Source organism: Pusillimonas caeni (genome assembly GCF_003545815.1).
GTDB classification, from domain to species: Bacteria; Pseudomonadota; Gammaproteobacteria; order Burkholderiales; family Burkholderiaceae_B; genus Pusillimonas; species Pusillimonas caeni.
Genome location: NZ_PDUW01000006.1, coordinates 200,736 through 222,965, shown reverse-complemented (window position 1 = coordinate 222,965; position 22,230 = coordinate 200,736). Strand labels below are relative to the sequence as shown.

Annotated in this window: 22 protein-coding genes; 20 read left to right on the top strand and 2 right to left on the bottom strand. The window is 64.4% G+C overall.

The window, feature by feature from the left end:
- The first annotated feature begins 79 nt into the window (after positions 1–79).
- From boxC to CSC67_RS14645, 17 genes are all read left to right on the top strand, one after another.
- A complete protein-coding gene (gene boxC / locus CSC67_RS14725; RefSeq protein WP_118995197.1) occupies positions 80–1,762 on the top strand; it encodes a 2,3-epoxybenzoyl-CoA dihydrolase in 1,683 nt (560 codons plus the stop codon).
- 35 nt (positions 1,763–1,797) lie between these two features.
- On the top strand, positions 1,798–3,225 hold the full coding sequence (boxB, locus tag CSC67_RS14720) for a benzoyl-CoA 2,3-epoxidase subunit BoxB (protein WP_118995196.1): 1,428 nt from the start codon (positions 1,798–1,800) through the stop codon (positions 3,223–3,225).
- A 118-nt stretch (positions 3,226–3,343) separates the two neighbouring features.
- Positions 3,344–4,621 carry a benzoyl-CoA 2,3-epoxidase subunit BoxA gene (gene boxA, locus CSC67_RS14715; protein ID WP_118995195.1) on the top strand — a complete coding sequence of 426 codons (1,278 nt, stop codon included), beginning with the start codon at positions 3,344–3,346 and terminating at the stop codon, positions 4,619–4,621.
- A gap of 21 nt (positions 4,622–4,642) precedes the next feature.
- Complete coding sequence (locus CSC67_RS14710; protein WP_118995194.1) at positions 4,643–5,092, top strand: MaoC family dehydratase; 450 nt, start codon at positions 4,643–4,645, stop codon at positions 5,090–5,092.
- Positions 5,093–5,271: 179 nt separating this feature from the next.
- Complete coding sequence (locus CSC67_RS14705) at positions 5,272–5,805, top strand: aromatic-ring-hydroxylating dioxygenase subunit beta (protein ID WP_118995193.1); 534 nt, start codon at positions 5,272–5,274, stop codon at positions 5,803–5,805.
- Between the two features lie 23 nt (positions 5,806–5,828).
- Complete coding sequence (locus CSC67_RS14700; protein WP_135227471.1) at positions 5,829–7,265, top strand: aromatic ring-hydroxylating oxygenase subunit alpha; 1,437 nt, start codon at positions 5,829–5,831, stop codon at positions 7,263–7,265.
- Between the two features lie 35 nt (positions 7,266–7,300).
- Positions 7,301–8,098, top strand: a complete 798-nt coding sequence (locus CSC67_RS14695; RefSeq protein WP_118995191.1) for an SDR family NAD(P)-dependent oxidoreductase — start codon at positions 7,301–7,303, stop codon at positions 8,096–8,098.
- A 77-nt stretch (positions 8,099–8,175) separates the two neighbouring features.
- Positions 8,176–9,003 carry a VOC family protein gene (locus tag CSC67_RS14690; protein WP_118995190.1) on the top strand — a complete coding sequence of 276 codons (828 nt, stop codon included), beginning with the start codon at positions 8,176–8,178 and terminating at the stop codon, positions 9,001–9,003.
- Between the two features lie 136 nt (positions 9,004–9,139).
- Positions 9,140–10,201, top strand: a complete 1,062-nt coding sequence (torT, locus tag CSC67_RS14685) for a TMAO reductase system periplasmic protein TorT (protein WP_118995189.1) — start codon at positions 9,140–9,142, stop codon at positions 10,199–10,201.
- A 24-nt stretch (positions 10,202–10,225) separates the two neighbouring features.
- A complete protein-coding gene (locus tag CSC67_RS14680; protein WP_118995188.1) occupies positions 10,226–11,776 on the top strand; it encodes a sugar ABC transporter ATP-binding protein in 1,551 nt (516 codons plus the stop codon).
- 14 nt (positions 11,777–11,790) lie between these two features.
- Positions 11,791–12,804, top strand: a complete 1,014-nt coding sequence (locus CSC67_RS14675) for an ABC transporter permease (RefSeq protein WP_118995274.1) — start codon at positions 11,791–11,793, stop codon at positions 12,802–12,804.
- Between the two features lie 30 nt (positions 12,805–12,834).
- The gene (locus CSC67_RS14670) at positions 12,835–13,611 is read left to right on the top strand and encodes an SDR family oxidoreductase (RefSeq protein ID WP_118995187.1); all 777 of its coding nucleotides are present in this window, start codon (positions 12,835–12,837) and stop codon (positions 13,609–13,611) included.
- Positions 13,612–13,654: 43 nt separating this feature from the next.
- On the top strand, positions 13,655–14,683 hold the full coding sequence (locus tag CSC67_RS14665) for a 2,5-dihydroxypyridine 5,6-dioxygenase NicX family protein (protein ID WP_118995186.1): 1,029 nt from the start codon (positions 13,655–13,657) through the stop codon (positions 14,681–14,683).
- A gap of 22 nt (positions 14,684–14,705) precedes the next feature.
- Positions 14,706–15,815, top strand: a complete 1,110-nt coding sequence (locus CSC67_RS14660; RefSeq protein WP_118995185.1) for a DODA-type extradiol aromatic ring-opening family dioxygenase — start codon at positions 14,706–14,708, stop codon at positions 15,813–15,815.
- A complete protein-coding gene (locus CSC67_RS14655; RefSeq protein WP_118995184.1) occupies positions 15,808–16,668 on the top strand; it encodes a nitrilase-related carbon-nitrogen hydrolase in 861 nt (286 codons plus the stop codon). The genes CSC67_RS14660 and CSC67_RS14655 overlap by 8 nt, the downstream gene beginning before the upstream one ends.
- Before the next feature lie 222 nt (positions 16,669–16,890).
- Positions 16,891–17,697 carry a GntR family transcriptional regulator gene (locus CSC67_RS14650; protein ID WP_118995183.1) on the top strand — a complete coding sequence of 269 codons (807 nt, stop codon included), beginning with the start codon at positions 16,891–16,893 and terminating at the stop codon, positions 17,695–17,697.
- 100 nt (positions 17,698–17,797) lie between these two features.
- Entirely contained in the window at positions 17,798–19,807 is a 2,010-nt protein-coding gene (locus CSC67_RS14645; RefSeq protein WP_118995182.1) for an NAD(P)/FAD-dependent oxidoreductase, read from the top strand.
- A 27-nt stretch (positions 19,808–19,834) separates the two neighbouring features.
- Here the strand turns inward: CSC67_RS14645 and CSC67_RS14640 are convergent, their stop codons facing one another.
- Both CSC67_RS14640 and CSC67_RS14635 read right to left on the bottom strand, forming a co-directional pair.
- The gene (locus tag CSC67_RS14640; RefSeq protein WP_118995181.1) at positions 19,835–20,230 is read right to left on the bottom strand and encodes a type II toxin-antitoxin system VapC family toxin; all 396 of its coding nucleotides are present in this window, start codon (positions 20,228–20,230) and stop codon (positions 19,835–19,837) included.
- On the bottom strand, positions 20,227–20,460 hold the full coding sequence (locus tag CSC67_RS14635; RefSeq protein ID WP_118995180.1) for a type II toxin-antitoxin system Phd/YefM family antitoxin: 234 nt from the start codon (positions 20,458–20,460) through the stop codon (positions 20,227–20,229). The genes CSC67_RS14640 and CSC67_RS14635 overlap by 4 nt, the downstream gene beginning before the upstream one ends.
- A gap of 233 nt (positions 20,461–20,693) precedes the next feature.
- Between CSC67_RS14635 and CSC67_RS14630 the strand changes: the two genes are divergently transcribed.
- The 3 genes from CSC67_RS14630 to CSC67_RS21255 all read left to right on the top strand — a co-directional run bounded on the left by CSC67_RS14630 (position 20,694) and on the right by CSC67_RS21255 (position 22,032).
- Positions 20,694–21,392 (top strand): carboxylesterase family protein, encoded by a 699-nt coding sequence (locus CSC67_RS14630; RefSeq protein ID WP_167752903.1) that lies wholly within the window; start codon positions 20,694–20,696, stop codon positions 21,390–21,392.
- A 129-nt stretch (positions 21,393–21,521) separates the two neighbouring features.
- Entirely contained in the window at positions 21,522–21,833 is a 312-nt protein-coding gene (locus CSC67_RS14625) for a hypothetical protein (protein WP_118995178.1), read from the top strand.
- 34 nt (positions 21,834–21,867) lie between these two features.
- Positions 21,868–22,032 carry a hypothetical protein gene (locus tag CSC67_RS21255; RefSeq protein ID WP_167752902.1) on the top strand — a complete coding sequence of 55 codons (165 nt, stop codon included), beginning with the start codon at positions 21,868–21,870 and terminating at the stop codon, positions 22,030–22,032.
- The last annotated feature ends 198 nt before the right edge of the window (positions 22,033–22,230 follow it).

The window sequence follows — 22,230 nt, the reverse complement described above, 5'->3', positions numbered from 1 at the left end:
TAGTCTGACTTGCATTATTATGCATGCATCTTTAGAAGATGCATCATTGTTCGGGCTTCGAAAATATTAGGAGATATCGATGAATCAAGTCGCCACCCCCGCGGTCGAGCAAACCGCCGCCAACCGCGTCGACTTCCGCACCGACCCCAGCCAATACAAGCACTGGAAGCTGTCCTTCGACGGCGAGGTCGCCACGCTGACGATGGACGTAGCCGAAGAAGGCGGCCTGCGCCCCGGCTACAAGCTCAAGCTCAATTCTTACGACCTGGGCGTCGACATCGAACTGCATGATGCCCTGCAGCGCATCCGCTTCGAGCATCCCGAAGTGCGCACGGTGGTGGTCACCAGCGGCAAGGACCGCATCTTCTGCTCGGGCGCCAATATCTTCATGCTGGGCCTTTCCTCCCATGCCTGGAAGGTGAACTTCTGCAAATTCACCAACGAAACCCGCAACGGCATCGAAGACTCCAGCCGCCACAGCGGCCTGAAGTTCGTGGCCGCGCTGAACGGCGCGTGTGCGGGCGGCGGCTACGAGCTGGCGCTGGCCTGCGACGAGATCCTGCTGGTCGACGACCGCTCTTCGTCCGTCTCGCTGCCCGAAGTGCCCCTGCTGGGCGTGCTGCCCGGCACCGGCGGCCTGACCCGCGTGACCGACAAGCGCAAGGTGCGCCACGACCGCGCCGACATCTTCTGCACCCTGGTCGAAGGCGTGCGCGGCGAGCGCGCCAAGCAATGGCGCCTGGTCGACGACGTCATCAAGCCGGCCCAGTTCGCCGAGGGCGTTCAGAAGCGCGCCGCCGAGCTGGCCGCGGGCAGCGACCGTCCCGCCGACGCCAAGGGCGTCGAACTCACCCCCCTGCAGCGCACCGATTCCGAGAACGGCCTGTCGTACAAGTATGTGGAAGTCCAGATCGACCGCCAGAAACGCATTGCCAACCTGGTGGTGCGCGGCCCCGAGTCCGTGCCCGCCGATGTCGACGCCATCGTGGCCGAGGGCGTCTCGTGGTGGCCGCTGCAGATGGCGCGCGAACTCGACGACGCCATCCTGCAGCTGCGCACCAATGAGCTCGACATCGGCACCTGGGTATTTCGCACCCAGGGCGACATCGCCAAGGTGCTCGAAGCCGACGCCACGCTCGAGAAATTCGCCGACCACTGGTTCGTGCGCGAAACCCGCGGCATGCTGCGCCGCACGCTGGCCCGCCTGGACGTCACTTCGCGCTCGCTGTTCGCCCTGATTGAGCCCGGCTCCTGCTTCGCCGGCACGCTGCTCGAGCTGGCGCTGGCCTGCGACCGCACTTACATGCTGGACGATCCCGATGCCGAGCAGGGCGCCGAGATAGCCGTCAGCCCGCTGAACTTGGGCACCTACCCCATGGTCAGCGGTCAAAGCCGTATCCAGCGTCGTTTCTACGAGGAAGAGCCCGCCATCCAGGCCGTCGCGGCCACCATCGGCAAGCGCATCGCGCCGGCCGAAGCCGAAGAGCTCGGCTTGGTCACCTATGCGCTGGACAGCCTCGATTGGGACGACGAGATCCGCCTGGCTCTGGAAGAGCGCAGCGCGCTGTCGCCCGATTCGCTCACCGGCCTCGAGGCCAACCTGCGCTTCGGCGTGGCCGAAAGCATGGAAACCCGCATCTTCGGCCGCCTGAGCGCATGGCAGAACTGGATCTTCTACCGCCCCAACGCTTCGGGCGACAAGGGTGCGCTCAAGCTGTACGGCAAGGGCGAGAAGGCCAACTTCGATTGGAACCGCGTGTAAACGCAAGATAATCAGATCCATTAAGGAGCACAGACATGTCTGGCATCAACTATTCCGAGAAGATTCCCAACAACGTCAATCTTTCCAGCGATCGCACCCTGCAGCGCGCGCTGGAACACTGGCAGCCCAACTACCTGCAATGGTGGCAGGACATGGGCCCCGAGGCTTCCCAGAACATGGACGTCTATCTGCGCACGGCGGTCAGCGTGCAGCCCGACGGCTGGGCGCACTTCGACTACGTGAAAATGCCTGAGTACCGCTGGGGCATCTTCCTCACCCCGCAGGACGGCCAGCGCAAGGTCCACTTCGGCGAGCACATGGGCGAAGACGTCTGGCAGGAAGCCCCCGGCGAGCACCGCGCCAACCTGCGCCGCATCATCGTCACCCAGGGCGACACCGAGCCCGCCTCGGTCGAGCAGCAGCGCCACCTGGGCCTGACCGCCCCCTCGCTGTACGACCTGCGCAACCTGTTCCAGGTCAACGTCGAAGAAGGGCGCCACCTGTGGGCCATGGTCTACCTGCTGCACCGCTACTTCGGCCGCGACGGCCGCGAAGAAGCCGATGCATTGCTTCAGCGCAACTCCGGCAGCGAGGACAGCCCCCGCATCCTGGGCGCCTTCAACGAGAAGACCCCCGACTGGCTGGCCTTCTACATGTTCACCTACTTCACCGACCGCGACGGCAAGTTCCAGCTGAGCGCGCTGTCCGAGTCGAACTTCGACCCGCTGGCCCGCACCACCAAGTTCATGCTGACCGAAGAAGCGCACCACATGTTCGTGGGCGAATCCGGCGTGTCCCGTGTGCTGCAGCGTACCGCCCAGGTCATGAACGAACTCAAGACCGACGATCCGGCGGCCCTGCGCGCGGCGGGCGTCATCGACCTGCCCACCATCCAGCGCTACCTGAACTTCCACTACAGCGTCACGATCGACCTGTTCGGCGCCGACCAGTCGTCCAACGCCGCCATCTTCTACAGCTCGGGTTTGAAGGGCCGCTACGAAGAAAGCAAGCGCACCGACGACCATCTGCTCAAGAACGACACCTACAAGATCCTCGACGTGCAGAACGGCCAGCTGCGTGAAATCGAAGTGCCGATGCTCAACGCACTGAACGAAGTGCTGCGCGACGACTTCATCAAGGACTCGATGGCCGGCGTCGGCCGCTGGAACAAGGTGCTCGAGAAGCAGGGCATCGCCTTCCGCCTGCAAGTGCCCCACAAGGCGTTCAACCGCAAGATCGGCACGCTGGCCGGCATCCGCGTTTCGCCCGAGGGCGAGGTGCTGACCGACGAGCAATGGAAGATGCACGAGAACACCTGGCTGCCCACGCCCGAAGACCGCGCCTTCGTCGCGTCGCTGATGGGTCGTGTCGTCGAGCCCGGCAAGTTCGCCAACTGGATCGCGCCGCCGGTCATGGGCATCAACCGCCAGCCCATCAACTTCGAATATGTGCGCTTCAACTAACCCAGCATCGCCCTGTTGAATCAGGGCATCCGCCGGGCCGCGCAAGCGCGCGGCCCGGCAAGCCTTCCATTGGTCGGGCCTGCCTGAAGTGGCGACTCTGGCGATACGGAGACCTAGAATGACAGTCGAAACCCCCAATCGCGTAATCAAACAACACCTGATCGATCCAGAGATCTGCATCCGTTGCAACACGTGTGAAGAAACCTGCCCGATCGATGCCATCACCCACGATTCCAACAACTACGTCGTGGACGTCGACATCTGCAACAGCTGCATGGCTTGCGTGCCGCCCTGTCCCACGGGCGCCATCGACAACTGGCTGCGCGTGGTGGCCGCCGACGCCTATTCGCTCGAAGATCAATACAGCTGGTCCGAACTGCCCGCCGAGCAGGAGCTGCCGGCCGAGGCGGTCGAGACGTCCGCCGATGAGGCCGCCGCGGTGTCGGATGAAGCCGCCGCAGCCGTGGCCGACAACGACGTGACGTCCGAGCTCGAGGGCCTGCCTTCGACGGCGGCCGGCGCCAGCATTCCGCCCTGGTCCGCGGCCCATCCCTACGTCAATCTGTACACCCACAAGAACATCGCCACAGTCACCGTGGCCGGCAACTACCGCCTCACCGAGGCCGATACCGACAATGCCATCCATCACATCGTGCTCGATTTCGGCGAGCTGCCGTTCCCAGTGCTGGAAGGCCAGTCGATCGCGATCTTTCCGCCCGGCACCGACGAGCAGGGCCGCGCCTATCATGCGCGCCAATACTCCATCGCCAGCCCGCGCGACGGCGAACGCCCCAACTACAACAACCTGTCGCTGACGGTGAAGCGGGTTACCACCGACTATGACGGCAAGCCCGTGAGCGGCGTGTGCTCGAACTATCTGTGCGACCTGCAGAAGGGCGACAAGGTCAAGGTCATAGGCCCTTTCGGCAACACCTTCCTGATGCCCAACCTGCCGCATTCGAACCTGATCATGATCTGCACGGGCACGGGCTCGGCGCCGATGCGGGCCATGACGGAGCGCTGCCGCCGCCTTACCAAGAACAAGGCCTTTAATGGTAAGCTTATGCTCTTTTTTGGCGCACGCACCGAGCGCGAGCTGCCGTATTTCGGCCCGCTCATGAACCTGCCCAAAGATTTTATCGACATCAATTTGGCGTTGTCTCGAGCATCTGACAAGCCCAAGCGTTACGTGCAGGACCTGATCCGCGAAAGGGCCGACGACGTCCTCGAGCTGCTGGACGATGCCAACACGTGCATCTATGTCTGCGGTCTGAAGGGAATGGAAACCGGCGTGATCGAAGCCCTCAAGGACACCGTCGAGGGCGCCGGGCGCAACTGGCCCGAAGTCCATGCACAGCTCAAGTCGCAAGGGAGGCTGCATTTCGAGACTTACTGACCCATCTTCCGGATTGCGAGTATGAAATTTAGTGAGTTTCGAAACGGCATGGTCATTCGCCACGAGCCCGTCGTGCTGAGCGAAGAGGAAATGATCGCCTATGCCAAGCTGTACGACCCCCAGTGGTTCCACACCGACATGGCCAAGGCCCAAGAGGGCCGCTGGGGCGGGCTGATCGGCAGCGGCTGGCTCACCTGCAGCCTGGCCATGCGCATGACGGTGCACGCCGCGCTGCACGATTCCGAATCCTTCGGTTCGCCCGGCGTCGAGCGTATCCGCTGGATGCTGCCGGTGCGGCCCGGCGACGCCCTGCGGCTCGAAATCACGGTCGATTCGGTGCGGGTATCGTCCTCGCGCGAAGATCTCGGCATCATCCGCTGGACCTGGCGCATGTACAACCAGCGCGAAGAGCAGGTGCTGGAGGTCGAAGCCACCAGCCTGTTCGATCTGGCGGCCAGCCCGAATTCCTGACCAGTTCGAATTCCCGCCTTTCATTCTTAAAAAGCGCCTCCAGGCGCTTTTTTTGCATCTGCGTCCCGCCTTTGCACGCGATGAGTGAAAACCCCAATATTTTGCACACAAATTTGCATGCAAAATTACGACATCAGAATCGAGGACGAAAAGAACATCTCTGAAGGAGTGTCTGAAAAATGAACAACGGGTTGAGTGGACTGGGAGTGCTTGCCGATCCCTCGCTGCGCGACAAGGTGGCCGATTGGCTGCTGGTCGAAGCCGAAATGCTGGACGACCAGCGCGAGCGCGAGTGGCTCGAGAAGCTGGTCAGCAAAGACGTGGTGTATCAATTGCCTCTGCGCCAGACGGTCGGGCGCGGCCGGGGCAAGGGTTTCGTGGAAGGGGCATACCATCTTGTCGAAAGCTGGGGCTCGCTCAACAGCAAGCTGGCGCAGGCCGAGACTGGGCACTCGTGGGCCGAAGACCCCCAGTCGCGCACACGCCACTTCATTACGAATGTGCGTGTCGGCCAGCCCAGGGACAGCCGGGTGGAAGTGCGTTCGAACCTGCTGCTGTACCGGACGCGCCAGGACGAAACGGCTCCGCAGATTTTTTCCGGCGAGCGCCATGACGTGCTCGAGCAGACCGGCGACGGTTTCCTGCTGGCGAGGCGTGTTGTCTACCTCGACACCACGGCCATTGCATCGCATAACCTGGCCATCATATTTTGAGTCGTTTGTTCGGAGAGTTCATCATGGCAAACACGGATACGGTTTCGCAAAAATCAGAAGAGGTAGAAGGCCTGCTCCAAAGGCTGCACGAGGGCGTCGATCACGGCCGGGTGCCTGTCGGGCTGTATGGCAATTCAGCGGTCTACGAGCAGGAGCTGCGGCAGATCTTCGGGCGTTGCTGGGTTTTCATGGCCCACGAGTCGGAGATTCCCAATGCCGGCGACTATGTGGTGCGCAAGATCGGCGAAGACGACTTCATCGTCACGCGTGATCAGGAGGGTGGGATCCATGTATTGTTCGATGCCTGTCGCCATCGCGGCGTCAAAGTGGCCCGGGCCAGCGCCGGCAACACCAAGGGCTTCGTGTGTCCCTACCACGGCTGGACCTACGACATCAAGGGCCGCCTGACCGGCGCTCCGCTGTGGAAAAGCGCCTATGGCGAAATGGAGAAAGCCGACAAGGGATTGCTTCCCGCCACCCAGGTGGACAGCTACCAGGGCCTGATCTTTGCCACGCTGGACGACAAGACGCCGCCTTTGAAGGAATACCTGGGCGACATGGCATGGTACCTGGATCTGGTATTCGGCCTTAACGAGCACGGCGTCGAGGTGCTTGCGCCGCCGCAGCGCTTCGTGATCGAGGCCGACTGGAAGTCCGGCGCCGACAACTTCTCGGGCGACGACTACCACCTTGGCACCCTGCATCGGTCGGCCATCGACATCGGCGCCTTTCCGGTGCCTTTTGCCGAGAACATGAAGGGCTATCACATCCAGGCCTCGCCCGGGCATTCGCTGTCCTTCTCCATGGCGGCCAGCGAGGAAGAGCCCGGTCCGCGCTTCTTCGGCTTTCCCGAAGAGCTCAACAGCACCTTCGACACCTCGCGCATTTCCCAGCACCAGCTCGACGCGGCCCGCATGTCGCGCGTCTTTGTGGGCAACGTATTTCCGAACTTTTCCATCCTGCTGCTGCCCACCACCGACGATGCGTCCAAGCATCCGGCGACCGGCATGCTGACCATCCGCTGCTGGCAGCCCAAGGGCCCGGGCAAGATCGAAGCTTGGAACTGGTTCGTGGGCTACAAGAACATGACGCCCGAACTGAAGCAGCGTACTTACGCTTCGGGGCTGGCCACATTCTCCATGGGCGGAACCTTCGAGATCGACGATACCGAGCCCTGGATCACCATCGCCCGCACCGGCCGCTCCGTGGCAGGCGAAAAGCTGCAAATGGACATGAACTATGAAATGGGCCTGCCGGGAGTCGGCATCGCCACGCAGATCAAGGACGGCAGTTGGCCCGGGCCGGGCATCGTCTACAAGAGCCGTTTCGAGGAGGGCGTTCAGCGCAACTTGTTCCGCTTCTATGGAGCCATGATGAGCGCGCCGCCGGACCGGTTTCCGGCCTTGCGTTTCGAGGCCGACGAGGCCGATGCACGGGCCGAAGTCCCGGCCCAGGCATGAGGCATTCGGCCGAGGCTATGCAAGAAGGGGAAGCAATGAACCGTCTCGATGGAACCGTCGCCATCGTCACCGGGGCCGGCGGCGGGATCGGCCGGGGCATCGTGCGGCGCTATGTGTCCGAAGGCGCCAAGGTGGTGGCCGCGGACATCGACCAGAAGCTTCTCGGCCGGCTGGACGAGGAGTTCGGCGCGGACATCGTAACGGTGCAGGCCAATGTGGCCCAGGCGCAGGCCAATCGCCGACTGGTGGAAACGGCGCTGGCCGAGTTCGGCCGGCTCGACGTGTTCTGCGCCAACGCGGGCATCTACGACCAGAACGTGGCGCTGGCCGACCTCGACTTCGAAGCGCTCGACAGGGGCTTCGACGAACTGTTCGCCGTCAACGTCAAGAGCGTGCTGTTCGCGGCGCGAGCCGCCTACGACGCGTTGGTCGAAAGCAAGGGCAGCCTCATCGTCACGGCGTCCTTTGCCAGCTTTTCCAGCTCGGGCGGAGGGGCGCTGTATACGGCGTCGAAGCACGCCGTCGTGGGCCTGATCAAGCAGTTGGCCTATGAATTCGCGCCGGACATCCGCGTGAACGGCGTGGCGCCCGGCATCGCGCCCACTACGCTCAAGGGTCTGAATGCCCTGGGCCAGCAGCCCAAGGATTCTGTCTTGCAAGGCACCGAGCGCGCCGTGCCGCTGCAGGCCATTCCCGAATCCGACGCCTACGGGGGGCTGTACGCCCTGCTGGCGTCGCGGCGGGACGCCGGACACATTACGGGTTCGGTGTTCAACGCCGACAGCGGCCTGGCCATACGCGGCATGTCCAAGCCGGGCGGAAGAGCCAGATGAGCCCAGGCGGCGCCTGAAAGGGCGCCATGTAAAGAGACAATATTCATGCGAAGACGCATGTTCTGAAAGGATGGAAGATGGAGATTCTGGGACTGGTGTGGTTGGGCTCGCGCACAGCCGAATACAAGCGCATGCGTGATTTCGTCGCCGACGTGCTCGGGCTGGACGTGCACATGGAACAGCAGGACGCCGTGGTGTTCGGCTTGCCCAATGGCGACGCCTTCGAGGTGTTCAAGCCCACCGACACCGAGCACAGCCATTTCTCCCACCCCGTCACCGGGTTTCTGGTGGCCGACGTGGACGAGGCGCGCCGCGAACTCGAAGCCAAGGGCGTGGAGTTCGTGGGCGAGGTCCACCGCGGCGTGGCGGGCGAGAACTGGGGCGCGGCCTGGACGCACTTCCATGCGCCGGACGGCCATCTGTATTGCCTGGTCAGCCGCCACGAACGCCATCCGGGCGGCATGGCGCGCAAGTTCCGCGAGCTGCGCTTCTGCATGAAGGTGGACGATCTGGACGCCGCAATCCGCACCTACGAAGACGGCCTGGGCATGAAGGCCACCGAAGTCTGGGAGCACCCGGGCGGAGAGCGGGGCGCGCTGTTCGCCGTGGCGCCCGCCGCCATCGAGCTGTTCTCCGAAGAACAATGGAATTTCGTCGACCGGCACGAGGCGGGCGAGTCTTTCGGACGCGACTTCGCGCTGCGGGTGGAGGTGGACAAGGCCGAGACGGCGGCGCGGCAACTGGTCGAGGCGGGCGCCACCCAATTGGCGGACAAGACCGAGGTGCCCTGGGGACAGCAGGTGATACGCCTGGTCATGCACGACGACGTCCACATGTCGGTCAGCGAACTCGATGCCAAAGAGCGCGCCGAACGGGCGGCCCAGCGGGCGCTGTTGCCTGACTGAGGAAGAGGGCGGCCGGGCCGCATGCGCCAAGCGGAATCCCGGGCATACCCTGATGCACATCTGATTTTTTTTCTTCATAATCAAAGTGCGTACAAATTTGTATGCAAAAATATAAAAGGATTCGGAGGAATCAACCATGAAAAGCCGTTCCCTACGCAATACATTGATGCTGGTCGGTGCGCTTTCATTCTCGGGCGCGGCTCCGGCCGCCGACTGGTTTCCCCTGCAGGTCAACTCGGTCGGCGCGGACGGCAGTGTCTCGGTGGTGGAGTACCGCGGCGTCGAGAGCGCCGCCAAGCCCTGGAAGATCTGTGCGGCCTACCCGCATCTGAAGGACTCTTTCTGGATGGCCGCCAATTACGGCATGGTCGAAGAGGCCAAACGCCTGAAACTTCATCTGCAGGTAATGGATGCGGGCGGATATCCGCAGCTCAACAACCAAATCTCGCAGATCGAGAACTGCGTGGCGGGCGGCGCCCAGGCCGTGATACTGGGCGCCGTATCGCGCGACGGCCTGAACAACCTGCTGGCCGAGCTCAAGAAAAAGCAGATTCCGGTGGTCGACGTGTTCAACGGCGTGTCCTCCGAAGATGTGGGCGCCCATGTCCTGGCGTCGCCCTACGCCGAGGGCTACAACTCGGGACAATACCTGGTCAAGCGCCATCCCGAGGGTTCGCCCAAGGTCAAGGTGGCCTGGCTGCCGGGGCCTGCCGGCGCAGGCTTCGTCGAGCAATTCGACCTGGGCTTCAAAGAGGGCGTCAAGGGCGGGGCGATCGAGATCGTCGAGACCAAGTACGGCGACCTGGGCAAAGAGGTGCAGACCCGCCTGATCGAAGACGTGCTGCAGACCCACAAGGACCTGGACTACATCGTGGGGTCGGCGGTAACGGCGGAGGCGGGCGTGCCGGTGCTGCGTTCGCGCAATCGCCTCGGCGACGTCAAGCTGGTGGCCTTGTACATGACCCCCGGCGTCTATCAGGGGATCAAGCAGAAGGCCATCGAGGCGTCATTCCTCGAGCCCGCCGTGAACATCGCCCGGATGTCCATCAACGAAGCCGTCAAGCTGCTGGAACAGAAGGACGTCCTGCGTACCATCATCCCGGTCGGGCGTTTCTACGATCAGTCCAACATCGACCAGCTGGATACCGACGAAGCCTTCGCGCCCGCCAACTTCCGTCCTGTATTCCGGGTGCAGTAGGGCAAGGCCGGCAAGGAATCGAACATGGCTTCCCTACCAAGCACCGATCGCGAGGACCAGGCCTTTGCCCAGCATCGCGGCAGGCCGGAAGCGCCTCCCGTGCTCAGCATGCGCGAGCTGGGCAAGCGCTACGGCGCCCACTGGGCGTTGCGCAAGATCAGCCTGGACCTTGCGCCCGGCGAAGTGCATGTGCTGTTCGGCGAAAACGGCGCAGGCAAGTCGACCCTGATCTCGCTGCTGGCCGGCGCGGGCCAGCCTACCGAGGGCTCCGTGAGCATAGGCGGATTCAAAGGCGCATTCCGCTCCGTTACCGAGGCGCGCGGACACGGCGTCAGGGCGGTGTTCCAGGAGTTCTCGCTGGTGCCCAACCTGACGGTGGCCGACAACATCGTGCTGGGCGACGAGGCCACCGGCCGCTGCGGCCTGCTGGACAGGGCGGCCGCCCGCAGGGAAGCGCGCCAGCTGATCGAGCGCCTTGGCTTCGACCTGGACGTCCAGGCGCTGGTGGCCGACCTGCCGCGCGGCAAGCAGCAGATGGTCGAAATCTGCAAGGCGGTGCGCGCCGTGCCAAAGGTGCTCATCCTGGACGAGCCCACCGCATCACTGTCCACCCACGACACCCAGGCCTTGTTCGCGCTGCTGAGCCGCATCAAGGCCGAGGGAACGGCCATCGTGTACATCACCCACCGCATGGAGGAAATCGGCGCGCTGGGCGACGTCATTACCGTGCTGCGCGATGGCGAGATGATCGCCACCGTGCCGGCCAGCACGGATGAATCACGCCTGATCGAGTTGATGAGCGGCCGCAAGCTGTCGGACCTCTATCCGCAGCCCAGAACCGCCCTGGGCGGGCCGCGGCTGCAAATCGAGGGTCTGAGCACCGAAGACGGGTCCGTGCGCGAGGTCGATCTGGAAGTGCGCGAGGGCGAGATACTGGGCGTCGCGGGCCTGGTCGGCTGCGGCAAGAGCGAGCTGGGACAATCCTGTTTCGGCTTGCGCCGGCGCGCTTCGGGGCGGATTCGCCTGAACGGCCGGCCGGTCGAGTTCAAGCATCCCGCCGACGCCATCGCGGCGGGGGTCTGGTACAGCCCGCCGGACCGCAAGCGCGACGGCCTGGCGCTGATACGCCCGGCGCTCGAGAACATGCTGGTGTCGGCGCTGGAGTTCGGCAAGATCCAGGGCCTGTTCCTCAAGCCGCGCGCCGAGGCGGACGCGACCCGCCGCCAGTCGTCCAAAGTCGAGTTTCCCGTGTCGCGCATCCGCGAGAACGTCGCTAACTTCTCGGGCGGCAACCAGCAGAAGGTGATGCTGGCCAAGAGCCTGGGGCAGGACATCGATGTGTATCTCTTCGATGAACCCACGGTCGGGGTCGACGTGGGCGCGCGCCAGTCCATCTATCGCTATCTCAACGAACTGGCCGCGTCCGGCGCGGCCATTGTGCTGATTTCCTCCGACCTGCCCGAACTCCTGGGCATGGCCAACCGCATCGCGGTCATGCGTTCGGGCCGCATCATGGCCCAGTTCGAACGGGAAGCGTTCGACCAGCACAAGATTCTTGAACAGTTTTTCGAGTGATTCCGACCATGTCCATGACTTCCTCTCAATCGGTATCCACGCTTGCCCCCGCCGACGGCGCCAGGCCGCCGAGCCTGTCGCGCTGGCTGCAGCACAACCAGCACAAGCTGGTGCTGCCGGGCCTTTTTCTGGTGGCGCTGCTGATCTTCGCTTTCTCGGCGCCGGGTTTTTTCTCGCTCGACAACCAGCTCAACGTGTCGCGCCAATCGGTCTACCTGATGCTGGTGGCGCTGGCCCAGCTCATCGTGCTGGTGGGCGGCGGCATCGATCTGTCGGTGGGCACCATCGTCGCACTCTCGTCGATCTCGGCCTCGCTCACCATGAGCGGCCTCTACCAGAACGGGGAAGGGTCCGCCGAGTGGGCCATCGCCATGGGCACGGGGGCCGCCCTGCTGGTCGGCGCCGTTGTCGGCCTGCTCAACGGCATCGGCACGGCGGTGCTGCGCATTCCTTCCTTCATGATGACGCTGGGCATGTCCTCGGTGGTGTTCGGCGTGGCGTTGTACCTGAGCGGCGGTGTGCCCATCTACGGTCTGCCGCAGGAGTTCGGACAGGCGTTCGGCTATGGTTATTTCCTGGGCATCCCGTCCCCCGTCCTGGTCGTGTTGCTGGCGATCGCCGCGGTCTACGTCCTGCTCGAGTGGACGCGCTATGGCCGGCACTTGTACGCCATAGGCGGAAACCCCCGGGCCGCCACCCTGTCGGGCGTGCGCACCGAACGCGCCACCATCATGGCCTTCGTGCTGTCCGGCGTGCTGTCGGCGTTGTCCGGCGTGTTGCTGACGGCGCGCCTGGGAACGGGTGAAGCCAGCATAGGCACCACCTTTCCGCTCGAGTCGATCGCGGCCTGCGTGATCGCCGGCGCGGCGCTGACCGGGGGCGTGGGCCGCACCCTGGCGGTGGTGGCGGGCACCTTCCTGATCGTCATGGTGCAGAACGGCATGAACCTGATGCAGATCGGAGCCTATGCCCAGACCATGGTGGTGGGCGCCCTGCTCATCTTCGCCATGGCCTTCTCCAAGAAATGAATTGGTTGAACATTGAAAGAGGTAGCAGCAATGGATTTACAGTTGGCAGGAAAATTCGCTTTGGTCACGGCGGCGAGCAAGGGCATAGGCCAGGCCGTGGCCCAGCGCCTGGCCAAAGAGGGCGCCGTCGTGGCGGCTGCGTCGCGCAGCATGGACGGCGTGGCCGAGCAGACATTTCCGGGGGGCGGCCGCATTGTCCCGATCGGGGTCGATCTGGGCGACCGCGAGGCGACCGGCCGCCTGGCGGATACCGTGATCGAACGCTTCGGACGGCTCGACATCCTGGTGCTGAACACGCCCGGCCCCCGGCTCAAGCCTTTCCTCGAGACCGAACTGCCGGACTGGGAAGGAGCCTTCGACCTGCTGGTGAGGCCGGTGCTGCAGCTGGCCCTGGCAGGCGCCCGCCACATGGCGCGCAACAAATCGGGCAGCATCGTCTTCCTGACCTCCACCTGGGTCAAGCAGCCGGCGGCCTCGGGGGCCTTGTCGGCCTCGATGCGCTCTGCGCTGTCGTCGCTGTGCAAGCAGATGGCGCTGGAACTCGGGCCCGCCGGTGTGCGCGTGAACCAGCTGCAGCCCGGCGCCACGGGAACCGACCGCATGACCGACATCGTCAGGGCCAAGGCCGAGAAGAACGGCACGACTCCCGAGCAAGAGATCGAACAGATCGTCAAGGACATCCCGCTCGGGCGCTGGGGCGATCCGGAAGAGGTCGCCAATGCCGTGGCCTACCTGGCCTCGCCCGCGGCGGGCTTCGTCACCGGCGCCACCCTGCAGATCGACGGCGGCGCCGTGCGCTCGGTTTAGCGCTGACGGGCCCCGGCCCTACGAACAGATACTGGAGAATGATATGAGCATGTCGCTGACCGAACTCTTCGTGAAGCAATACAAACTATGCGGTCTGGACGACAGCCAGACCGTCGCGGTGATTTTCGAATACGGGCGCAAGCCCGAGTATGTCGATGCGGCCGTCGCGGCGGCGCGCGCCCTGGGCGCGGGCGTGCTGGTGCTGGGCGCGTCGAGCTTGTCGAATCCCACGTTGCCGCCTTATACGTCGGACGGGCGCGAGGTTCCGGCCCTGTTGTCGGCCGCGGGCGAATGCGACCTGGTCATCGACCTGACCGTGGGCGGCCTGATCCACTCGAATGTGCGCACCAGCATCATCGGCAAGGGCAAGCGCATGCTGTTCGTGGCCGAACCGGCCGACGTGCTCGAACGGCTGATGGGCGACGAGGCGCTGCGCGCCGACGTCGATGCCGCTGCGGAGTTGCTCAAGCAGGGCCAGGTCATGCGCGTGACCAGCTCGGCCGGCACCGACCTCAGCTACGACATCTCATCGCCCGAACTGCCCATCACGCGGCAATGGGGCTATGTGGACGAGCCGGCGCGCTGGGACCACTGGCCCAGCGGCTTCATCGCCTGCTTCCCGCGCGACCGCAGCGCCCAGGGGCGCATCGTGCTGCGGGCCGGCGACGTCATCATCCCCTGGCAGCGCTGCGTGCAGACGCCGGTGGAGCTCACGGTCAAGGACGGCTTCATCACCGCCATCGATGGCGACGGCCCCGAGGCCTTCCTGCTGCAGGACTACTTCAAGCGCTGGAACGACCCGGCCGTATACGCCTTGTCGCATGCGGGCTGGGGCATGCATCCGAACGCCAGCTGGACGGCGCTGGACGTCTACGATCCGCGCAGCCTGTACGGTCAGGAGCTGCGTTCGGTGGCGGGCAACTTCATGTGGTCGACGGGTTCGAACCGCTTTGCCCAGCGCGAGACGCCCGCGCACCTTGACATCCCCATGCGGGGTTGCACGGTGGAGATCGACGGCCGGGCCGTCGTGGTCGAGGGTCAACTGCAGCGCATGACCGAGCTGGTCGGCTGAACGAGTGGAACGGGATAAAGCCATGGACAAGAAAGTATTGGAAGCCGCCATTCTCAAGCTGGGACAGACGCCCGAGCTGCTGGCGCGATTCAAGGCCGACCCGGCTCGGGTCGGAGCCGAACTGGGTCTGGACGCGCACTGGGCCGACGTCATCGCTCGGGGCGAACGCAATCTGCTGCGCTCGGCGGGCGTGAACGACGGCGTCACCATACTCGTCAGCCGCTGGTTCCAGGACGATCTGTCCGACAGCAGCAGCAGCGAGAAATTCACCTTCGACGGACGCGCTTCCACGGCGGTACCCGACGTGCCCTCGAACATCGTGTTTGCCGGCGGATGCTCTCATGTGCCCGACCTGCTGGCCCGGCCCGAGATCGATCCGCCTGAGGCCGTGGAACGGCTCAAGGCGGGCTATGCCAAGCTGCGCCAGGCTCTCGAAGCCGCACAGCCCGATCTCGTCGTCGTGACCACCGACTGCCATTTCCAGAGCTTCGAGACAGGCGCCTTCGTGGTGGGCGTGGGCGAGGCCCACCAGGGTTCGATGGACTTCTTCAAGCGTCCCGACATCGACCTGAAGCTGCGCGGCGCGCCCGATTTCGCCCGCCGGATCGTCGACAGCGCGCGCAGCAGCCAGCTGGAAGTCGAGGCGGCGCCGGTGGTCAATCTGGATCACGGGCTCATCGTGCCGCTGCGCCAGGTTCTGCCGCGTCCCGATCTTCCCGTGGTGCCGATAGTCACCCAGCCGGCGCGCACCTTCTCTCCCTACGGCGCCCGCGCCTTCGGCCAAGCCATGCGCCGCGCGATCCAGGCTTCGGACAAGCGCATCGCCCTGCTGGCCACCGGCGGCTTGTCGCACTGGCTCGATCCGGGCAAGTTCGGCGGGGTGGATACGGTGTTCGATGACTACATTCTGCAGATGATGCGCCACGGACGCGGCCTGGATCTGGCGGATCTGGAGCCGTATCCGCTGCTCGACCACGGGCAGTACGAATTCCTCAACTGGCTGATCGTGCTGGGCGCGCTCGGGCCCGGCATACGCGCCGAAGTCTATGCCTACGAACCGTTGCAGGCTTCCGGAGGCGGATGGACGGTGGTGAACATGAACGTCGACCAACTGGAGGCAGTGCATGCCTGAGTCCGCTCCCAACCGCAGCCTGCGCGTCGGCCTGATGCAGTTGCAGCCCACGCGCGATGTGCAAGCCAATCTGAACGATGTGCTGGCGGCGATCGAACAGGCCGGCGCCCAGGGTGCGGAGTTGATCGTGGTGCCCGAGAACGCGCTGTGCATAGGCAGCAATGCCGAGATGCGCGCGGCGGCGGTCAGGCTGGACGGGCCGGAAATAACTGCGATTCGCGATGCCGCCCGGCGCGCCGGTGCGACTGTGGTAGTAGGCGGCTTCAAGCAGAAGTCCGAACGGCCGCTGCTGCAGAACACGGCGCTGGTCATTCGCGAAGACGGCGGCGTCCAGGGTTCGTACGACAAGGTCCATCTGTTCAACGCCGTGGTCAATGGCACGGCCTTCCGCGCCTCGGACGTCGAGGCGGCCGGCGGGCAACTGGTCATCGCCAATGTGAAAGGCGTCAAGGTGGGCCTGTCCATCTGCTTCGACATCCGCTTCCCCGAGATGTTTCGGCAACTGGCCCGGGCGGGCGCCGAGGTCATCCTGATCCCGGCGGCCTTCACCCAGACCACGGGAGAGGCCCACTGGGAGGTGCTGGTCCGTGCGCGCGCCATCGAGAACGAGGCCTACGTCGTGGCTTCGGCCACCATCACGTCCGACGACGCGGTGCGGTCAGGCTTCGAGACCTACGGCCATGCTCTGGTGGCGGGTCCCTGGGGCGACGTCATGGCCGACCTGGGCACGGCTCCCAAGGCTGTACGCGTGGTCGAGCTCGATCTCGACAAGGTGACCCGGATACGCGCCAAACTGCCCGTTCTGGACGTGTGCCGGCCCGATGTGTACGCAAATGAGCCCCTGGAAATCTAAGGGCGGCAAAGTGTGTCGATGATGCAGGAAAGCTTCATGATCAGTGTGCGCAGCTGCGGGGTACGGCAGAAGGGTGCAGGCATCGCCTCGAACGTGGCGGCTGCCTGCGCCGGCTCCGACGCTTGCGCTTCGAGGCGGAAAGAGGTTCGACGTTATCATTCCAGACTTGACCACGGGCGAGTCAGGGTTCGCCCCGAGGACTGATTACAGGAGCAAGGAAAAGTGGCAGAGAAACGAGGCCATTCGGTCGACGAGATCTACCGTGTACTGGCGGACAGAATCATCAACGGCGTTTATCTTCCCGGGCGCAAGCTGTCGCAAAGCGACTTGGCCGACGAACTGGACGTCAGCAGGACGCCCTTGCGCGAAGCCTTGAACCGACTGCAGCAGACCGGCCTGGTGGTGGCCGCCACCAATCGCGGCATGGAGGTTTCGCCCGTCACTTTCGAGGAAACCGAGCAGCTCTATGCCATACGCCTGCTGATCGAGCCGCCCGTGGTAGCCGCCGTGACCGCGCAATTGACCGAGACGGATCTGGCCGCCATGGCCCAGGCGCTGGAAAGCATGCAGGAGGGGGCCGAGCGCACCAAGGAATTCCAGGATGCCCATCACCGCTTCCACGAGGCTGTGCTGGTGCATTACCCGCAAGCCATACGCGAAATGATCGAATCGATCTATCTCAAGATCATCCGGCATCAGCGCATTTACTTCAGCCGGCCGCGCGCGCCCGAGGAGTTCTGCGAGATAGACCGCTTGCTGCTGAACGCCTCGGTGGCTCGCGATGGTGAGCTGGCCAAGCACATTCTGGAGTTCCACCTGATCGATGCCGCGCTGGGCCTGGTCCTGGACGCCAATCCCGACTTCCGGCCCGAGGCGCTGGCCATCGCCGCGCGCGGGCTGGGCATAAAGATCGAATTCAACGTACAGGGCGGTTCGCAGCGTCCTGCGCGGCTGTCATGGACCAACGGGACGGCCACCAACGTTCCGCCCATGAGAACCGGAAATTTGTTTTACGAACCAGACAGCTGACCTCCGGACAGCCGGGGTCTGTCGACACTGAACGGGCTGCCCTTCCGTGTCGGCAAACCCCGGACCGGGGCCGGCGACGACGACACGACAGGAGGAGTCAATGAGCAGTGTGATCGAAGCCAATCGCGCGGACCAGGCGTCCAGCGCCCCGGAACACCCCGGTTCCAGCCAGAAGCCTGGACTGGACGTCCTGTTCCAGCCCGGACGCATCGGCAGCCTGCTGCTGAAGAACCGCATCGTCAAATCGCCCCAGTCCACCGGCCTGTCCAATATGGACGGCACGGTCACCCAACGCTCCGTCAATCATTACAAGCGCCTGGCCGAGGGCGGCACGGGCCTGGTCATGACCGAGTACACCTATATCGATGACGATGCGGCCAAGGCCATCCATTGCCAATTGGGCAATACGCGCCGCGAGCACGTGCCGGGCATGGGCTGGCTGGTCGACGAGGTGCATGCGGCCGGCGCCAAGATAGGCATGCAGCTGGCGCATGGCGGACGCCAGAAATTTCTGGGCACGGCGCCGATCAAGGCGGCCTCCGACCTCTCCTGGGACGAGGTCGAGGTCCAGTACGGCGTCAAGCCGGTTCCCATGACGGTGGCCGAGATCGAGCAGGTCATGGTCGATTTCGGCGATGCGGCGCTTCGGGCGGTGCGGGCCCGCTTCGACCTGGTCGAGGTCCATGCCGGCCACGGTTATCTCATCACCAATTTCCTGTCGCCCTTCACCAACAAGCGCAGCGACGAATACGGCGGCTCGTTCGAGAACCGCATACGGCTGTTGATCGGCATCGTGCGCAACATCCGCGGCAAGATTCCGCGCCGGACGCCGCTGAGCATCCGGCTTTCCGTGGTCGACTACGAGCAGGACGGCATCACCATCGAGGAGACGGTCGAATTGTGCCGCCGGCTCGAGGCCGAGGGCGTGGACGTCATCCATTGCTCGGGCGGCCATCATGCTTTGATGCAGTACGAGGTCAGCCCCTGGTACATGCCGCGGGCCCTGCATCGCTGGGGCTGGGAAAAAATCAAGGCCGCCGTGTCGATACCCGTGATCGCCTCGGGCTCCATCGTGGCGCCGGACGTGGCCGCCGACATCGTCGGTTCGGGCAGCGCCGACTTCGTTTCCCTGGGCCGACCGCTGCTGGCCGATCCCGACTGGCCCTTGAAAACGCAGCAGGGCAGGGTGGGCGACATCGCGCCCTGTATACGCTGCAACGACGGCTGCTTGCACCGCGGGCTCAACGTGGGCCGCAGCGCGGGGTGCACGGTCAATCCGTCTATGGGAGAAGAGTACCGCTACCCCATTGAAAAAGCGCCTCGCGGCGAACGCATTGCGGTGGTGGGTGGCGGCCCCGCCGGCATGAATGCGGCCCGGGTGCTGGCCGAGCGCGGCCATCAAGTGGTGCTGTTCGAAAAAGAACGATTGGGCGGGCAGCTCAATACGGCGGTGCGCCATGATCTCAAGGTCGACTTGCGCGCGCTGCTTGCGCACCTCGTGCACAAACTCGATGGCATCAAGGTCGTGGCCGAAGAGGCGACGGCCGACCTGCTGGCCCGGGGAGGGTTCGACCGGGTGATGCTGGCCACCGGCCGGGCGCCGACGCCTTTCGAGGGGCGCGTCTCGGGCGGCAGGGTGGTGATGGCGCAGGACATCACGGATCCCGCCTCTGTCGAAGGCCCGGTGGTGATCGTGGGCGCGGGCATGACCGGCTGCGACACGGCGGTCTGGCTGCAGCGTGCGCGGCGGCGCGAGGTGACGCTGATCGATGCGGCCGACAAGATACTGTCCGAAGGCTACGTCTTCACCGACGAGATGGGCATGCCGGCGCTGCTCGCCGAACATGGTGTGCATGTCAAAACGTCCACGCGCGCGCTCGAAATCGGCGAACAGGGGGTTCGCATCGCGAATGCTGCGGGCGGCCACGAAGAAGTGCTGCCCGCCGGCACGGTGGTGATCGCCTGCGGCTATGCGCCCCGCGTCGAGCTGCTGGACGAGCTTGCCAACGCCGCTCCGGGCCTGCCCGTCGAACTGATCGGCACCGTGCGCCAGGACGGCCGGGTGATGGATGCCCTGCACGATTCCTTCTTCACCGCCCGCCGGTTTTGATGTCGCCGTTCGCCAAGGCGGGCGACCTCACCAGATAGTTTGCACGTGCGGATAGTGGTGGATCTTTGTGTCGGCAGTGACAAGAGGTGCTGAATGATGGCGAGCCGTGGCCACAATGAAGCGGTCCGGCAGGTCTTTGTGGAACTCGCCCGGCAGATCGACGGAATGGACCGAGATACGAACGTCGACCGGTACGAAGCGGACGGCGGGTATTTGGCCGACGGTATCCAGCCAAGCTGACGTGTGCATGGTCAAGGCCAAACGCCCGGCCTTGACCAGCATCGCCACTTCCCAGGCGCTGATGGCCGAGACCAGGATTTCGCCGTCCCGGTTCTCTGTTTCGATGGCTTCCCGGGCCGGACGGCTCAGTTGAGAATCGCCCGACGCCCACCACACCAGGGCATGGGTGTCGAGCACGATCATTGGGCCGCCTCCCAGGAGTCGTCGCTGATCGGCGCCAGGGGATCGTCGAACCGCACGACAGAGTTGTGCAGCACAGCCAATGGATCCCGCTGTTCCGCCCGATAGGGACGGATTTCCAGCGCAGGTTTGCCGTGATCCGTAACCACGATGGGCTCGCCCGTTGCTTCGACCTGCCGGAAGAATTCCAGTGCCCGAGCCTTGAATTCGGTCTTTGATACGTGTCGATGCATGGCGGCGTCTCTAGGGAGTCATTTTCGATAGTCATTTTATCGTAAATGACTATTTTTAAACGTTAGGGATGGGTCTGTTGCACTCAAACCTGTCGCGCGATTCCTTTCCCGGAAGAAGCCTTGGCCTTTGGGATGGCATGGCGGTAAAAGAACCCTGGCTTTTAGGCAACCCGCAGCGTATCAGCAGAACGCTTGGGTGCCCGTCGAGTTGGTCGGCACGGCAGGACGGCCGGATGATACGCCTGCATGTCGTGCACTATGGGCAGTGCCCCCCGGTGGGCGGCCTACGCTTTTTTCCCCCGCCTCGGCCTGTCGAGCCCTGGCAAGGCGTGCTCGACGCCACGCATGCGGGGCCGGTTGCACCGCAATTGCCGTCCCGGCTCGACAAGGTGATGGGCGTCTATCCGGCACGGCAGGACGAAGACTACCTGCGCCTTGAAATCTGGGCGCCCCAAGGGCCTTCGGGTCCCAGGGCGGTCATGGTCTTTGTGCATGGCGGCGGTTTCATGACCGGTGGCGGGGCCCTTGCCCTGCTACGATGCGGCGTTGCTGGCGCGGCGTTTCGGCGTAGTGGTGGTCAATGTCTCGTATCGCCTGGGCGTGTTGGGCTTTCTTCCCGTCGAGGGCTGGCGCCGGACAATCTGGGCCTGCACGACCAGGTCCTGGCGCTGCGCTGGGTGCGCCGGTGTATCGTGTCTTTCGGGGGCGACCCCGAGAAAGTCACCCTAGTGGGGCAGTCGGCGGGTGCATTCAGCGCTGCCGCCCTGGCCGTGGGCAAGTGCGGGGCCGAGCTGTTCGATCGGGGCGTGCTGATGAGCGCGCCCGAACAGGCTGGGGCCATCGGCCATACCTTTTTGCGGAAGTTGCGGCTCGAGCACGACCCCCAGGCGGCGCGCCAGATGGTCGAAGCTGTGCTGCAAGCGCAACGCTAGACGCTGCGGCATTACATCCCCGGGCCGGGCCAGACCGCGCCGATATTCTTTCCCGCCATCGACGGCGACACGGTCACCGATGACCCCGCCGCGCTGCTGGCCTCGGGTGCCGGTAACTGGTGCGAGTTCATGATGGGCTCCACCTGGGAAGAGATCACGGGCTTTTACTACCAGGACGAGGCGCTGGCCGCCGTGGCCGAGGCGCAATTGGCCAAAGAGCGCCAAAGGCGCTGGGGCGAGCAATGGTGGCAGGCGCTCGGCCGCCTGGCTTCTCACCGGACGGGCGGCAGTGTCGACCTGCTGGCTTGCCGGAAGCCTGTTCATGATGGTGTTCATCTCCAGAACAGGCGTCAAGCCGCTGCTGGCGGCTGCATGCGTGTGGTTGATCAGCCGGGCGGATATCCAGTAATCATGGGTGTTGCCGCTGATCGCCGGCCTTGACGCGGGCTCCATTGCATGTTGCGTTGGCCAGAGCGTGTTGGCCGTGTCCTTCTATCCGCCCGCTTTGCGCACCGCGGGCGTGGGCTGGGCCGCGGCCCTGGGCCGCATCGGGTCGATCGTGGGCCAGCCGTGGGCGGCGCCTTGCTGGCGCTGTTGCTGGGCATGGCGGTCAGCGAACGCCGTGCGCGTGGCGCCGTGAAAGAATCAACGATGTAGCCGCGGATTTTGTTGTTGTCGTCGCCGACCGCCTTGGCCCGCACCACCAAGAGGTCGGCGATGGACAAGTTGGCGTTCGATATCCCCGTGAAACCGCCGGATTGTTCGATCTGGCAGAAAGTCGCACCTTCTGTGACGATTGAGCTCCGTCTAGCTCACACCCGCAACACGCGCCAGAAGG